This window comes from Mesorhizobium sp. M0808, from assembly GCF_040320025.1.
Classification (GTDB): domain Bacteria; phylum Pseudomonadota; class Alphaproteobacteria; order Rhizobiales; family Rhizobiaceae; genus Mesorhizobium.
The window spans coordinates 260,064-275,082 of the sequence record NZ_JAMYOX010000001.1 but is presented as its reverse complement, the minus strand read 5'-3'; the positions used below and the strand labels follow the sequence as shown (position 1 = coordinate 275,082).

Below are 15,019 nucleotides of genomic sequence, written 5' to 3'. Positions count from 1 at the left end.
AACGTTTTGGACGGAATGCGCCCGGAAAGTGCCAGAAATCACCTTTCGCGGCGCGAAAGCAAAGAAGCCGGCAAAGCCGGCTTCTGTCAAAGTTGGAAGATCGCCTCAGCGGCTGCCATAAGTCTGGTCGAGCAGGCCGCCCGCTGCAAAGTGCTCGGCCTGGACCTTGGCCCAGCCGCCGAAGACGTCCTCCACCGTCAGCAGGCGGACATCGGGAAACTCAGCCTTGTATTTGGCGGCGACCGCCGCGTCCCGGGCCCGCAGGCCGTTGCGGGCGGCGATGTCCTGGCCCTCCGGCGTATAGAGGAAGTCGAGATAGGTCTTGGCGAGATCGCGCGTGCCATGCTCGTCTGCAACGGTGTCGACGATCGCCACCGGAAATTCCGCCAACAGGCTGACCGAAGGCGTTACCTGCTCGAACTTGTCCTCGCCATACTCCTTGCGGACGCCGCGCGTTTCCGACTCGAAGGTGATGAGTACGTCGCCGATTTCGCGCTGCACGAAAGTGGTGGTCGCGGCGCGCCCGCCGCTGTCGAATACCGGCACGTTGTTGAACAGCTTGGTGACGAACTCCTTCACCTTGGCGTCGTCGTCCCTGAAAGCTTCCTTGGCGTAGGCGGTGGCCGCAAGATAGGTGTAGCGCGCATTGCCCGAGGTTTTCGGATTGGGGAAGATCACCTGCACGTCGTCGCGCACGAGATCGCTCCAATCCTTGATGTGCTTCGGATTGCTGGCGCGCACCAGGAAGGAGGGCAGCGAATAGAAAGGCGAGGCGTTGTCGGGAAAGTCCTTCTGCTAGTCGGCGGAGATGAGGCCCTTCTTGACCAGGAAGTCGATGTCGATGACCTGGTTGAAGGTGACGACGTCGGCGCCGAGGCCTTCGGCGATGGCACGCGCCTGCGCCGAAGTTCCGGCATGCGACTGATCGATGGTCACACCGGGGTGCCCGGCGACGAACGCTTTGTTGACCTGCGCAAACAGTTCGCGGCCGACATCGTAAGAGGCGTTCAGCAATCTGTCGGCCGACCAGGCTTGGGAGGATGCGAGGACCAGGCCGGCCAATGTGGCGACGCCAAGCAAAAATCGCTTCATGAAAACAGGGCTCCAATGCCATGCGCTTAATGCCGGACCATAGCGGCAAGGCATCGTGCGCGACGAGGCACGCAGAGTGGCCGCTCCACGTTGTCGATAAAAGAAATATTCCCGCTGTGGGCGATTGCTAGTTTTTTCTTTCAAGAAGGGCCTTCCGCGCAGCCTGGAAGGGGTGCCGATTTCGCCCGCGTGCACGACGGTTCCCGGCCGGCCAACGCGATGCAAGGCGATTGCATCGCCGCCCTGTCTGGCATATACAAATAGTATATACAAGGAGCTGTTGTCATGTCTCAACACCGCCATTCAACAACCCCGCCGAAGGAGGCGAAGCTGTTTCGTAACAATCGCAGCCAGGCGGTGCGCATTCCTGTCGAGTTCGAACTTCCCGGCGAAAAGGTCTTGATCAGCCGTGAAGGCGACCGCCTGATCATCGAGCCGGTCCGCAAACCTGGCCTCACCGCACTGCTCGCGCAATGGGCGAAAGAGCCGCCGCCCGATGCCGAGGAAGACTTTCCCGAAGTCGAGGATATGCCTGTCAAATCCGAGGAATTTTTTTGATGCGGTTCATGCTGGACACGAACATTGTCAGCGACATGATCCGAAATCCGGCCGGGAAAGCCGCAAGCGCTGTCCTGCGCGTGGGAGACGCCGCCGTGTGTACCAGCATCGTGGTCGCGTCGGAACTGCGATATGGCTGCGTCAAGAAAAGATCAGCCAAGTTGCACAAGAAGGTCGAGGAATTGCTGGCTGAGATTCCCGTCTTGCCGCTCGATGTGCCGATGGATGCCGAGTACGGCGCGATTCGCGCAGAACTGGAAGGCAGGGGCCAGACCATCGGCCAAAATGACCTTTTTATTGCTGCCCACGCCCGTGCGCTTGGAACTACCCTGGTGACCGCCAACACCGGGGATTTCAACCGGATCAAAGGCCTGAAGGTCGAGAACTGGCTGGTGTAGCGCCTGATAGAGGATCAAGCGGCCGGAAAAAGCTTCCAGCGCCGCGGCCGAAAAGCCACGCGACTTTTCTGCGCCGCCGGATGGTCGATGGGCAATTCGATCTCGACCCGCTGACGTTCGCCGCCGATTTCGAGCTCGACCCGCCTGGTGCCGGCGACGCGGCGGCTGGCGGCGACCGTGCCGGCGATGCAGCCGTTGCATTCTTCCACCAGATCGACGTCGTGCGGGCGAAAGAACAGCGTCGCTTCGCCTTGCGGTGCGTGCGGCGCGGAAAGCCCGATCGGCCGGTCGGCGATCCAGACCTGGCCGTCCTCGACCTTGACCGGAAGCGAACTCGATTCGCCGATGAAGCCGTAGACGAAGGGCGAGTTCGGAGTGTCGTAGATTTCGTCGGCGGTGCCGACCTGCTCGATGCGGCCCTGGCTCATCACTACGACGCGGTCGGCAAGCTCCAGCGCCTCTTCCTGGTCATGGGTGACGAAGACCGTGGTGTGGCCGGTGGCGTCGTGGATGTCGCGCAGCCAGCGGCGCAGTTCGCGGCGCACCTGCGCATCGAGCGCGCCGAACGGCTCGTCGAGCAAAAGCACGGCCGGTTCGATCGCCATGGCGCGGGCCAGCGCCACGCGCTGGCGCTGGCCGCCCGAAAGCTGTGCCGGATAGCGTTTTTCCAGACCGGAAAGCTGAACGAGGTTGAGGAGTTCCGAGGCGCGGCGGCGGATTTCCTTCGCCGACGGGCGTGACGGCCCCTGCCGGACCTTGAGTCCGAAGCCGATATTGTCGGCGACCGTCATATGGCGAAACAGCGCGTAGTGCTGGAAGACGAAGCCGACATTGCGCTCCTGAATCGACTTTTGGGACGCATCCTCTTCGCCGAAGAAGATCTTTCCGCGGGTCGGCCGCTCCAAGCCGGCAATCAGCCTGAGCAGCGTCGTCTTGCCGGAACCGGAAGGTCCCAGCAGGGCGATCAGTTCTCCCGACTTGATGTCGAGCGAAACGTCGCGGAGGGCCGGAAACCGCTCAAACTCCTTGCGCACGTTGGCAACGCGAACTTCCATGCAAATCCCTTTTGTAGTTGATGCATGCCGTTATCCCAAAACCGGTTCCCACTTTTGGGCGACATTAAATCTTTGTTTTATGCATGTCGTTGTCCAAAAACCGCTACACACTTTTGGGCGACATGCATTTGTCAGTGTCCGCGCGTCGCGGCGATCTCGGCGCCGTAGCGCATCTCGAGAAGTGTCTTCAAGACCAGCGTGACGAGCGCCAGGCCGGCAAGCAGCGAAGCGACGGCAAAGGCGGCGGCGGCATTGTACTCGTTATAAAGGATTTCGACATGCAGCGGCATGGTGTTGGTCAGCCCGCGTATGTGGCCCGACACGACCGAGACGGCGCCGAACTCACCCATCGCGCGGGCATTGCACAACAGCACGCCGTAGAGCAATCCCCATTTGACGTTGGGCAACGTCACGTACCAGAACGCCTGCCAGCCATTGGCCCCGAGCGACAGGGCAGCCTCCTCGTCGCCATTGCCCTGTTCCTGCATCAGCGGGATCAATTCGCGGGCGACGAAGGGGAAGGTGACGAAGACGGTGGCCAGCACGATGCCCGGCACGGCAAACAGGATGACGATGCCATGCGCCTTGAGCCAGGCGCCGAGCAGGCCTTGCGCGCCGAACAGAAGTACATAGACCAGGCCGGAAATGACCGGCGAGACCGAAAAGGGCAGGTCGATGAGTGTGGTCAGGAACGCCTTGCCCTTGAACTCGAACTTGGCGATCGCCCATGCGGCGGAGATGCCGAAAGTCACATTGAGCGGCACCGAGATCGCCGCGACCAGAAGCGTCAGGCGGATCGCCGAGCGCGTGTCCGGTTCGCTCAGCGCCTGTGTGTAGGCCTCGATACCTTTGGCGAAAGCTTCCTTGAAGACGATGATCAGCGGCAGGAGCAGGAAAATGCCGAGGAAGGCAAAGGTCACGATCATCAGCACGGTTCTCGCCGTGCGGCTCTCGGTCACCGCCGGCGACTGGCTTTCATGGTGCGGCGCGTAGGATTTGATCTCCGGGTCAGCCATAGCGCTTGCGGCTCCAGGTCTGCACCAGGTTGATGACCAGCAGCATGACGAAGGACAGCGCCAGCATGATCGCCGCTATCGCGGTCGCCGCGGCGTAATTATATTCCTCCAGCCGGATGACGATCAGAAGCGGCGCGATCTCGGATTTGAACGGCAGGTTGCCGGCGATAAAGATGACGGAACCGTACTCGCCGACGCCGCGCGCGAAGGCCAGCGCGAAACCGGTGACGATGGCAGGCGCCAGTCCGGGTAGTAGAACGCGGCTGATGATCTGGAAGCGATTGGCGCCGAGCGTGGCGGCCACTTCTTCTACCTCCTTGTCGATCTCCTCCATGATCGGCTGCACGGTGCGCACGACGAAGGGCAGACCGATGAAGACCAGCGCGATGACGATGCCGAGCGGCGTATACGCGACCTTGATGCCGAGCGGCGTCAGCAGGCTTCCGATCCAGCCATTCGGTGCGTAAAGCGTGGTCAGCGCGATGCCGGCAACCGCCGTCGGCAGCGCGAAGGGCAGGTCGACCATGGCATCGGCGATGCGGCGGCCTGGAAAGCTGTAGCGCACCAGCACCCACGCGACGATCGTGCCGAAGACGACGTTGACGGCGGCGGCAATGAAGGCGGTGCCGAAGCTGATTTCAAGCGCGTTGATGGTGCGGCGGTCGGTGACGATCGCCCAGAAGTCGGTCCAGCCGAGCGCCGCCGAGCGCCAGATCAGCCCGGACAGGGGAATGAGGATGATGAGGGTGAGGTAGGCAAGCGAGAAGCCGAGCGTCAATCCGAAACCCGGAATGACGCTCGGCTGCCTGAATCGCCACCCCGCCTTGGCGGGTGCTGTGGTCATGTCGTCCTGATCTAAATGCTACTGGGCCGGTTTGTAGATCTGGTCGAATATACCACCATCGCCGAAATGATAAGGCTGTGCCTTCTTCCAGCCGCCAAAAAGCGGGTCGTCGATGGTGATCAGCTTGATCTCAGGCAGCTTGGCCAAGTCCTCCGCCGGCACCAACTCGGGCTTCGAAGGGCGATAATGGTTTTTGGCGATGAGCGTCTGGCCTTCCTTGGAATAGAGATAGCTCAGATAAGCTTCGGCAACTTTCCGCGTGCCTTTGGCGTCGACATTAGCGTCGACCACGGCGACCGGCGGCTCGGCCAGGATCGAGGTCGGCGGGTAGACGATGTCGAAATTGTCGGCGCCGAACTCGTCGAGCGCCAGATAGGCCTCGTTTTCCCAGGCGAGCAGCACGTCGCCCAGCCCTTTTTGCGCGAAGGTCACGGTTGCGCCGCGCGCACCGGTGTCGAGAACCGGGACATGCGCATAGAGATTGCCGACGAATTCCTTGGTCTTGGCCTCGTCGCCGCCATCCTTGGCGCTGGCGTAGGCCCAGGCGGCGAGATAGTTCCAGCGCGCACCACCGGAGGTCTTGGGATTCGGCGTGATCACCTGGACGTCGTCCTTGACCAGATCGCCCCAGTCATGGATGCCCTTGGGGTTTCCCTTGCGGACGAGAAAGATGATGGTCGAGGTGTAGGGCGCCGAATTGTTTTCGAATTTCGTCCGCCAGTCGGGATTGATCCTCTTCGCTTTCGAGACAATGGCGTTGATATCGCCTTCGAGCGCCAGCGTCACCACGTCGGCGTCGAGGCCGTCGATCACGGCGCGAGCCTGCGCGCCCGACCCGCCATGCGACTGCTGGACGGTGACCGTCTCGCCTGTCTCGGCCTTCCAGTGGGCGGTGAAGGCCTCGTCGAATTGCTTGTAGAGCTCACGCGTCGGATCATAGGACACGTTGAGAATGGTGGTGTCGGCAAACGCGAAACCGAGCGTGCCGAACTGGACAGACGTGGCGACCAGTGCGCCGAGCAGTTTCCTGAAATGAGGTTTGGTCATTTCCGCCTCCGTTGAACTCGCGCCAAATCTACCGAATTGATAGAATTTAGATGCATTCAATGTTGCCTTTTTTGGCCTATTGAAGCAATTTTTCGCCTAGTTTCGGCGATGCGAGAAACTATTTTCCCGCATGGACCATGATCGCGCTCCCGACGCAATTATCTAGAGACGGCTAGCTCTTCGGCAATGGCTGCGTCGCGCCCGAAGGTTTCGGCCGGCTATTCGGCGGTAACGGGAAAGTTGAAGCGCTCTTTTGGAAACGGCTCGTTCTCCAGCGTGAAGTGCCACCATTCGCGGGCGTAATTCTTGAAGCCGCGGGCACGCATCGCCTCGACAAGCCTTTTGCGGTTAGCCGCCGCTTCACTGGCTATCGGTCGGTGAGCCGTTTCGCTCGCTGGATCGAAACAGTCGAAACCCGTGCCGAAATCGAGCGTGTCGGCATCGGTCGCGCCGCAGGCCGGTTTCGGAGCGCTCTTGCGGTCGGCTCGCGCGATCGCGACATCGACCGTCGATCCGCGCGAATGGGTGGACAGTTCGCCGATATAGCCCTTGGGGATGAGATCCTTGCGCTTGACCTTTGGGTACCATTGCGGGTCCGGTGGTCCACTCGTTTTTGTCCAGTCACCCATGTCGGAGACAGCCCGCGCAGGGCGATAGCAGTCGAACACGACCAGCGTCAGTCCTTCGGCGGCAATCGCTTTCTGCACTGCCGAAAGCGCTTGCGCCGCTTGCCTGGTGAGGACGCATACCGGCGCATCGTAGCCGCTTACCTTGCGATGCAGGAAATTTTCGAGGCCGGCATAGCGGATATCCTGCCGGATATTGGGATCGATGTCGGCCAGCCGAACAAAGCTGGCGGGGAGCTCAGCGGTGAAAGCGGGGGAACTACCGGCGGCCAAAAGCAAGGCGTGAAACCCAATCCCCTGAATCACCTGCCGCATTTTATTCAAGGGAAACTTTCACTCGACAAAAATCTTCACGCTGGCGGCGCGTCCCGCCGCGTCTATCACGGTCAGGGTCGAATAGCCGGCGCCATCAGGCTGCCAGGTCGCGGTGCGCCGCCGGTCGATGCCGACCAGCGGCTTGCCATTGGCCAGCCAGCGGAACGGTGCGCGGCCGCCTTGCAGCTTGAGCACCAGCGGCGAGGCGGCGGCCGAGGAGGCGTCGAGATCGACGCGAGCGCCGTCGGGCGGAAAGATGATGGTCGGCGCAGGTTCGGTCGGCGTCGCCTGCACCAGTCCGTCGGCGCCGGCGCCGAAGCGCGTCAGCGTCACCGGCAGCTCCTCGCGCTTCGGACGCCGGACGCCGGACGGCTGGCTCGGCAGCGGTACGGCGGCTAGGCTGGAACGGACAAAACCTTCGAACAGGATGGGCGCAGCCGAGATATAGCCGGACAGGCCGGGCACCGCGCCGGCGTCGGGGCGGCCGACCCAGACGCCGAGCACGTAGCGGCCGTCGAAGCCGACCGACCAGGCGTCGCGATAGCCGTAGGAGGTGCCGGTCTTGTAGGCGATGCCGCGTTGGGCGGCACCCTGGGGAGGCTTGACGCCCGACAGGATGTCGGTGATCTGCCAGGTCGCCTGCCCGTCGAGGATGGTGGTGGTCGAGCGTTCGGCATTCGCCGGCTCGGTGCCGTCATGCAGCGTGTGTGCCTTGCCGCCATTGGCAAGGCCGGCATAGAGTTGGACCAGGTCGCGCAGGGTCACCCCGACGCCGCCGAGGCCGATCGCCAGGCCGGGCGCTTCGTTGACGGGCAGGATAGGGGTCACATCGGCCTGGCGAAAGCGTGCCATCAGCCGGGCCGGGCCGACCGCGTCGAGCACGCGGATCGCCGGCACGTTGAGCGACAATTGCAGCGCCTGCCTGATGCTGACATCGCCCTGATAGCCCATGTCGAAGTTCTTCGGCCGATACCCGGAGAAATCGGCTGGGCTGTCCTCGATCAGCATCTCCTGCGCCACCAGGCCTTGTTCGAAGGCGAGGCCATAGATGAACGGCTTCAGCGTCGAGCCAGGCGAACGAACGACTTTGGTCATGTCGATCCAGCCCGAACGGCTGGCATCGAAGAAATCGGCAGAGCCGACCTCACCAAGAATATCGCCGGTACGGGCATCGGCCAGTACCATGGCCACCGAGAGGCGAGGGCCGAGCCTGGCGGCCGCATCCTTGGCCACCTGCTCCAGCCCTTCCTGGACACTCTTGCGGATCGTCAGTTGCAGCTTCTGGCCGGGAATGGCCTTGGACAGCATCGTATAGGCCGCATGGGCAGCGAGCGCCGGCAAGGTCCGCCGGAGCCCCGACACATCGTCGAGCGCGGCACGCGCGGCCTCACGTTCGCCGAGCAGGCCCGCCGAGACCATGCGGGTCAGCACGCGGTCGCGGGCGGCATGGGCGACGTCGAGGTTGCGGTCAGGGCGCCGCTTTTCCGGCAATTGCGGCAAAGCGACGAGCAGGGCCGCCTCCGAGACCGTCAGCCGTTTCGGCTCCTTGCCGAAATAGGCAAGCGAAGCCGCGCGCACACCTTCGAGATTGCCGCCATAGGGCGCCAGCGTCAGATAGCGTTCGAGGATCTCGCGCTTGGAAAGCCGCCGTTCGATCTGGAGGGCGCGCAGCATCTGCTTGATCTTCGAGCCGAGGCTGCGGCTGTCGCGCGGTTCGATCAACCGGGCGAGTTGCATCGGCAGCGTCGAGCCACCGGACACGATATGGCCGCTGGTCGCGAACTGGCCGGCGGCACGCGCCAGTGCCAGCACGTCGACGCCTTGATGATCCCAGAAACGCTTGTCCTCATAGGTGACCAGCATGTCGACGAACTGTTTGTCGACCTGGTCCAGGCTGGTAGCGAGCCGCCAGTAGCCATCCGGCGTAGCGAAGGCGCGCAGCAGCTGGCCGTCGCGGTCCTGCACTTCGGTTGATACCGTCAGCTCCGCCGGCAGCGGCGGCGGAAAGGCGCGGTCGAGCTGCCAGAGGGTGGCAGCGGAGAGGGCGAGGAAGCCAGTGACGGAGATGCCCGTGATGGCTGAACGGCGGAGGAATTTTTTGGAGAGCACGGCGCTGCCCTTCTTCCTTCTCCCCTTGTGGGAGAAGGTGGATTGGCGCGCAGCGCCAAGACGGTTGAGGGGTGCTGGCCAGAGCGCTATTGGTGCCAAGCTGGAACACCCCTCATCCGACCTCGCTTCGCGAGGCCACCTTCTCCCACAAGGGGAGAAGGGAGAGCCGGCCGCGACCTCGGCTCCCTTTCTGCATCGCTGAAGATTGGCAAAATCCTTTGCGAAGGCGCCATCGCCATGTTCCTGTTCGCCATCTTTGCCTACGGCGCCTTGACCTCCATCATGCCGGTGGCGGTGCGGGCCGAATATTGCGGCCGGTACATGTCCTCGATCGTTGCCGCCGGGTGGGCGTAGGTGCCCGGCGTCACCGCGCGCACGACGTAGGCGAGTGTGATGTTGCGGTCGCCGTCGCCGTCGTTGGGATTGAACGCCGCGACGAAACGGTCGTCGCGGAATTCGAGATGGGCGGCATCGGTCTGCGCCAGCCAGGAGAAGTTCGTCAATTGGGCGCTGGAGACCAGGCCCGGATTGTCGATCTCGAAGCCGGCCGGCAACAGGTCGGTGATCAGCAGTCGCGAAGGCCAGGTGTTCTGCTCGTAAACCTTGAGCACGACGACATAGCGTTCGTTCTGCTTGACCTCCGTCACGTTGGCCTCTGTGCCGTCTAGCTTGTAGTAGGTACGGCTGATGGTAAAGCCGTTGCCGCCGGCCGGCAGAGGCTGGATCGGCGAAGCCACGGTGGTGACGACCGCCTGCAGCGGATTTCTGCCGGTGTTGACGATGGTCAGCGGACTGTCGGCCAGGTCGCCACCGGCGATCTGGTCCGAATAGCCGCCGGCATGCGGTGCGCCGTTGACGGTCAGCGCGATCGAATCATTGCCGGCCTTCAGCGCGCGGGCCGCCAGCAGCATCCAGGACTCGTCCTGTGTGCTGGTCCACCTGGCGTCGGCGCGTTCCCTGGTCACTAGTTGGATCAGCGCCGGCACGATGGTCGGCACCGGCTTGCTTTCCGCGGCAAGCGCCAGGATCGCCGCGCCGTCGCGCAGTGGCGAGCCATAGTCGGACCGGTAATAGTCATATTCGGGCGTCGACTTGGCCAGTTGCAGCGCGGCCTGGAAGGTTGCCTCCGAGCGCTGGGTGTCACCGTAGAGCGCGAGAGACGCCGCCAATTGGGCGACGGCCATCGGGCTGGTAAAGGCTTCGAGCTGGGTGTCGGCATAATAACGCAGATCGCCGACCGAGGCCTTTTTGTTGCGGGCAAGCACATAGAGCGCATAGGCGATCTCGCTGCCGCGATCCTGGACGTCCTGATCGTAGCCGATCGCGTTCTGCAGATTGCTCAGCGCCTGGTTCATCGCCAGGGCCGGTACGTCGTACTTCTGCTCGCGCGCCCGGGTGAGGAAATCGGTAACATAGGCGTCGAGCCACAGATCGCCGGAACCCGGACCCCACAGGCCGAAGCTGCCGGCCGAGGCCTGATAGCTCAGCACCTTGTAGATAGCGTCCTGGACGCGGCCATGCAGATCGGGGTCGCTGGCCATGCCGATGCCGGAAGCCATCTCGTTGACGTAGAGAAGCGGCATGGCGCGGCTGGTGGTCTGTTCGGCGCAACCATAGGGATAGCGGTCGAGCGTCATCAGCAGCGACGGTACATCGAAGGCAGCCGCCTGCGAAACGCCGACGCTGACCGAAGCGCCATCGAGCAGGCTTGCCGCCAGCAGTTCCTTGTCGACGCGCAGCGCGCCGCCATTGCCCTTGAGGTCGACGACCATGCGGGTGGTCACCGGTAGTTGCGCCGGGCGCACCGGCACATAGAGCGTCTGCTCGACGGCGGTGCCGCCGGCATGCGCAAGCTTGATGGTGATCGAGGCGTTGCCTGCGGTCTGCGCAATCAACGGCACGGTCAGCGTCTGCCGCTTGCCTTTGGCCAGCGTCAGCTTTTCAGGCAAGGCGGCACTGCGGGTAGACAGGTCGCCCGTCGTGTCGATGGTCAGCTTGTAGTCGCCAGCGGGGCCGTCGGTGTCGGCGACGTCGAGCCGCATGACGGCGGAATCGCCGGGCGCCAGGAATCGCGGCAGGCCGGCGGTGATCACCACCGGATCGCGAACGATGACGTCGGACTGGGCATGGCCGACTGCTTCCTTTGTCCAGGCGACGGCCATGACGCGCACGGTGCCGTTGAACTGCGGTATGTCGAAGTCGATCCGCGCCTTGCCGTCGGAGTCGAGCTGGACCGGGCCGGAGAAGAAGGCGACCAGCTTTTCGGTCGGCGGACTGCCTTGCGATTGCATGTTGGCGCCGTCGCCGCCGGTGCGCAGCTTACCGGTTGTGCCCAGCGAGCCGTCGATCAGCCGGCCATAGATGTCGCGAACCTCGAGACCGAGCATGCGCTGGCCAAAGAACCAGTTCTCCGGATCCGGTACCTTGTAGTTGGTCAGGTTGAGGATGCCGACGTCGACGGCCGCGACCATGACATAGGCGTTGGTGCCGGGCTGCACGCCGGCTACGGCCACGGGGATCGACAGCTGCTGGCGCGGCATGGTCTTGTCCGGCGGCGCCAAGCTGACGGCAAGCTTCCGCGAGCCGGGATCGAGCTTCAGCCATTTGACGCCGATGGCGCGCGCCGGCATACGTGTCTCTTGCGCATCGCCCGGCCTGAACAGCGTTGCCGTGACGTAGGCGCCGGCACCCCAGTCGTCGCCGACCGGGATGTCGACGGTGCTGCCGCCGGCCGGCACGCTGGCGGTGACGGTCTTCAGGAGCTTGTCGGCGCCGATGGTGACGAGCAGCTCGCCGGCAAAGTGCGGCGACACTTTGAGCTTGGCCACTTCACCCGCCGCATAGGTATCCTTGTCGAGGGCGATCTCGAGGCCGTCGGGCGTTTCGGTGGTGGTGGAACTGACATACCAGCCGGCGTCGAACTCGTAGCTGGTGGCCGGGCCTTCCGGATCCGCTGTCTCGATCTCGAGCCGGTAGCGGCCCCAGTCGACCGGCAGCGACACCGTCGCCTCGCCATCGGCGCTTAGGTCGACCTGGCCGTTGGCCACCGCCTTGGTGAAGGTGACCGGCTCATAGTTCCAGGAGTTGCTCGAGCGGTACCACTGGTAGCTACGCTCGACCTTGACCAGCGACCACTGCGCGCCCTTCAGCGCCTCACGCTTGCCGTCTGGGTCGACAGCGATCAGGCTGAACTTGGCCGTGCCGCCTTGCGGCACCTCGTCGTCGTCGAAATCCGGGCGGATGCCGATCATGTGGCCCTGCGGGCGGATGCCGATATTCAGCGAGCGCTCGACGGCACGGCCGCCGGTTTCACGCATCCTGACAGTGACCTTTGCATCGACCAACTTGGTGGTGGATGGCAATTGATCGACGGAGACCGGGAAGGTCGCCTTGCCGTCCTCGCTGACCACCGGCAGGCCGGTGAAGGGCGTCACCGTCGGTTCAGCCGACTGTTCGTCGGCCAGACCGAAGGAATAGCCTTTGAAGCGGTCCCAGTCGCGGGCGGTCGACAGCGTCAATTCGCCTTCGAGCGCGAGGCCCGCGGCCGGCGCGCCGTAGAGAAAGCGGCCGTCGACGGTAATGTTGGCGGTCTCGCCCTGCGCGATCTCCTGCTTGTCGGAGGACAGGTCGAACTCGATGCGATCCGGTACGAAGTCCTCGACCAGGAACATCTGGCTGGCGACCGCCGCCTGCTTGGGATCGGTATGGATCGCCACCGTCCAGGTGCCGCGCATGGCGTTGGGTTCCAGCGGCAGGTCGACCGCGTGACCACCGGCCGATGCGCCATCGCTGACGATGCGGCGGTCCTCGACGCCGTCGGGCCGCGAGAAGATGAAGGTCAGCGGCAGGTTCTCGACCGCCTTGGCGGCACTGTCGCGGGCAAGGGCCGCGACATGGACATCTTCGCCGGCGCGGTAGATGCCGCGCTCGGTCCAGGCATAGACGTCGAGCGCGCCAGGTGCCGGCCGTCCGGCGACGCCACGGTCGGACAGGTCGAAGCCGGCGCGGCCCATATCGAGGAAGACGAAATCGTCGTCGCCCTGTTTGGCCATCAGCACGGCCGGGGCCATGCCGCTGTCGCCGCGCGTCAGGCCGGGATTGAACACCGCCCGCCCTTCCGCGTCGGTGGTCGCGGTGCCGAGGATTTCATTGTTCCTGGCCAGCAGCGTCAGCTCGGCGCCGGCGATCGGCTTGGCGGTTGCGAGCGAACGGGCAAAGACGTTCAGCCCATCCTGTCCGGTATAGGTCGACAGGCCGATATCGGAGACGACGAACCATTGCGTGGCGTGCGAATCATAGTCGTCGCTGCGATCGTTGACGGCTTGTGCGGTCAGCACATAGACGCCGGGCTTGCGCTTCGGCAAAGCCTCGTCGATTGGGAAGGAGGTGGTGACTTCCTTGTTGAGGTCGTTGGCGATGTCGAGCTGGCCTTGCCAGACCGGCTCGCCCATCTGTTCGGAGATGTTCGAAATGTCGTAGCCGTCAAGCTGGCGCAGGAACTGATATCCCGACAGAAGCTGGGCCAGCGAGCGGTCGCCGATGCGGAAGAGCTTCATTTCGGCGGCATTCATGTTGACGGTGACGACCGGTATGCCGCGGCGTGCGCCTGCGGGCAGCACGAAGCTGTCGCCGGTGAAGCGGGCCGAAGGCGCGCGGTCCTGCACGTAGATCGACAGAACCACCGGTGCCGCGGTGACTTCGCCAATGGCGGCCGGCAAGCCGGCGCGGAAGGTCACGTCATAATGTTGGCCGTGCTCGAGTCCTTCGACGCAGATCTGCTTGTCCTTGGCTTCGACGCCCTTGGGAGCGGCGTTGTCGACAGTAACGAACTGCGAGTAGTCGACGCCGGTCTTGACCAGTTCCTCGGAGAACTGCGCGCAGATGCGTGGCGCGCTGGTGTCGGCATCGACGGTATGATCGATGACGCGGAAGCCCTTGCGGGCCTTGAGATCCTGATAGGCGGCCCTGACTGCCGGCGAATTGACGAGAGCGAGGCTCGCCTCGTAGGCCTGCAGGGCCGGCCTGTAGAGATCGCGGCGATCAAGGCCGTCCCCGAGCAGCGCCAGCACGTCGGCGCGCGTCTTGGTGGTGCGCAGCAATTTGTAGGCGTTGAAGGCGGCGGAAGTGGCGTTCGCCGGTAGGGTCGACGGCTCCGAGCTGTTGGCGGTCGGATGGACGGCAAGCGTTTCGCGCGCCAGCTCGAGCCAGAGCTGGCCATCATCAGGCAACACCGAAACCGCCGCTTCGTATTTGTGCATGGCCGAGCGATGATCGCCCGTCAGCGCCGACTGTTCGGCGGCGGCCCTCAGCGCCGTCAGCCCTTCTGTCGGCTTGGTGTAGGTCGGGCCAGTGAGCTTGTTGCGGTATTGCTGGGCCTGGTCGGCCATCCAGTTGGGGAAGAAGGCGAGTTCGGGTGGCGCGCCGATGTCGGGATCGCCATCGATGTTGACGATCTTGCCGGCGACGGCGCCGCCGAAGGGTTTCAACGAATTGTAATCGGATTTAAGGAAGCACCATTTGGCCTTGAGGTTGTAGGTGAAGGCGCGGCAGGCCGGGTCGCCGAGGCAGGTGGTCTTGCACTGGTCGAGGCTGACATTCTGGTCGGATCTGAGATCGAAACCGAAATAGTCGGAATTGTCCGATGTCACCACCCGCCGGGCTTCGGCCGCTTGCGCGACACCGCTCCAGGCAAAAAAGAGAAGGAAAAGAATCGATAAACCACGAGCCGCGCGCATTGCCATAAACCCCTCCAGACAAGTGCTTACGTCCAGAAATCTTCAAGCTTCAGTCGCGCTTGTCAACATCGGGACGCGGCAGGATCCGCCTGCCAACGGTTTGCTTTCCGGCCGGTGACCGGTAGTAGCTCCATAGGACAGGGGATCACGCTTTCTTGCGGCGACGCAGAAGGTGTGAGTTCCAAGCCCTGTCTATTTCAGCAATTGGATTGTGGCCCCTTTAC

Annotated in this window: 9 protein-coding genes and 1 pseudogene; 2 read left to right on the top strand and 8 right to left on the bottom strand. The window is 63.5% G+C overall.

All coding sequences use genetic code 11. The annotated features are described in order from the left end of the window. Positions 1-105: 105 nt before the first annotated feature. A pseudogene (locus tag NKI25_RS01285) lies at positions 106-1,092 on the bottom strand (sulfate ABC transporter substrate-binding protein). 285 nt (positions 1,093-1,377) lie between these two features. Here NKI25_RS01285 and NKI25_RS01280 point away from each other — a divergent pair. Continuing rightward, the gene (locus NKI25_RS01280) at positions 1,378-1,650 is read left to right on the top strand and encodes an antitoxin (RefSeq protein WP_352595373.1); all 273 of its coding nucleotides are present in this window, start codon (positions 1,378-1,380) and stop codon (positions 1,648-1,650) included. Continuing rightward, positions 1,650-2,048 (top strand): type II toxin-antitoxin system VapC family toxin, encoded by a 399-nt coding sequence (locus NKI25_RS01275; protein ID WP_352595370.1) that lies wholly within the window; start codon positions 1,650-1,652, stop codon positions 2,046-2,048. The genes NKI25_RS01280 and NKI25_RS01275 overlap by 1 nt, the downstream gene beginning before the upstream one ends. A 14-nt stretch (positions 2,049-2,062) precedes the next feature. Here NKI25_RS01275 and NKI25_RS01270 read toward each other — a convergent pair whose 3' ends face one another. The 7 genes from NKI25_RS01270 to NKI25_RS01240 all read right to left on the bottom strand — a co-directional run bounded on the left by NKI25_RS01270 (position 2,063) and on the right by NKI25_RS01240 (position 14,801). Beyond that, positions 2,063-3,103: a sulfate/molybdate ABC transporter ATP-binding protein gene (locus NKI25_RS01270; RefSeq protein ID WP_352997845.1), complete on the bottom strand. Its 1,041-nt coding sequence runs from the start codon at positions 3,101-3,103 to the stop codon at positions 2,063-2,065. 131 nt (positions 3,104-3,234) lie between these two features. After that, a complete protein-coding gene (gene cysW / locus NKI25_RS01265; RefSeq protein ID WP_023675838.1) occupies positions 3,235-4,119 on the bottom strand; it encodes a sulfate ABC transporter permease subunit CysW in 885 nt (294 codons plus the stop codon). Then, positions 4,112-4,963, bottom strand: coding sequence for a sulfate ABC transporter permease subunit CysT (gene cysT / locus NKI25_RS01260; RefSeq protein WP_023675839.1), 852 nt, complete (start codon positions 4,961-4,963; stop codon positions 4,112-4,114). The genes cysW and cysT overlap by 8 nt, the downstream gene beginning before the upstream one ends. A gap of 18 nt (positions 4,964-4,981) precedes the next feature. Then, positions 4,982-6,010, bottom strand: a complete 1,029-nt coding sequence (locus NKI25_RS01255) for a sulfate ABC transporter substrate-binding protein (RefSeq protein ID WP_023675840.1) — start codon at positions 6,008-6,010, stop codon at positions 4,982-4,984. A 218-nt stretch (positions 6,011-6,228) separates the two neighbouring features. Further along, positions 6,229-6,951, bottom strand: a complete 723-nt coding sequence (locus NKI25_RS01250; RefSeq protein WP_352786671.1) for a M15 family metallopeptidase — start codon at positions 6,949-6,951, stop codon at positions 6,229-6,231. Between the two features lie 18 nt (positions 6,952-6,969). Continuing rightward, positions 6,970-9,060 (bottom strand): penicillin-binding protein 1C, encoded by a 2,091-nt coding sequence (gene pbpC, locus NKI25_RS01245; protein WP_352786670.1) that lies wholly within the window; start codon positions 9,058-9,060, stop codon positions 6,970-6,972. 260 nt (positions 9,061-9,320) lie between these two features. Next, positions 9,321-14,801, bottom strand: a complete 5,481-nt coding sequence (locus NKI25_RS01240; RefSeq protein WP_352997843.1) for an alpha-2-macroglobulin family protein — start codon at positions 14,799-14,801, stop codon at positions 9,321-9,323. Positions 14,802-15,019 lie beyond the last annotated feature (218 nt).

Bases quoted from the DNA above. Each gene is read 5' to 3' on its own strand.
- NKI25_RS01250 (WP_352786671.1), bottom strand. From the start codon at position 6,951: ATGCGGCAGGTGATTCAGGGGATTGGGTTTCACGCCTTGCTTTTGGCC.
- NKI25_RS01240 (WP_352997843.1), bottom strand. From the start codon at position 14,801: ATGGCAATGCGCGCGGCTCGTGGTTTATCGATTCTTTTCCTTCTCTTT.
- NKI25_RS01275 (WP_352595370.1), top strand. From the start codon at position 1,650: ATGCGGTTCATGCTGGACACGAACATTGTCAGCGACATGATCCGAAAT.
- cysW (WP_023675838.1), bottom strand. From the start codon at position 4,119: ATGGCTGACCCGGAGATCAAATCCTACGCGCCGCACCATGAAAGCCAG.
- NKI25_RS01270 (WP_352997845.1), bottom strand. From the start codon at position 3,103: ATGGAAGTTCGCGTTGCCAACGTGCGCAAGGAGTTTGAGCGGTTTCCG.
- cysT (WP_023675839.1), bottom strand. From the start codon at position 4,963: ATGACCACAGCACCCGCCAAGGCGGGGTGGCGATTCAGGCAGCCGAGC.
- NKI25_RS01255 (WP_023675840.1), bottom strand. From the start codon at position 6,010: ATGACCAAACCTCATTTCAGGAAACTGCTCGGCGCACTGGTCGCCACG.
- NKI25_RS01280 (WP_352595373.1), top strand. From the start codon at position 1,378: ATGTCTCAACACCGCCATTCAACAACCCCGCCGAAGGAGGCGAAGCTG.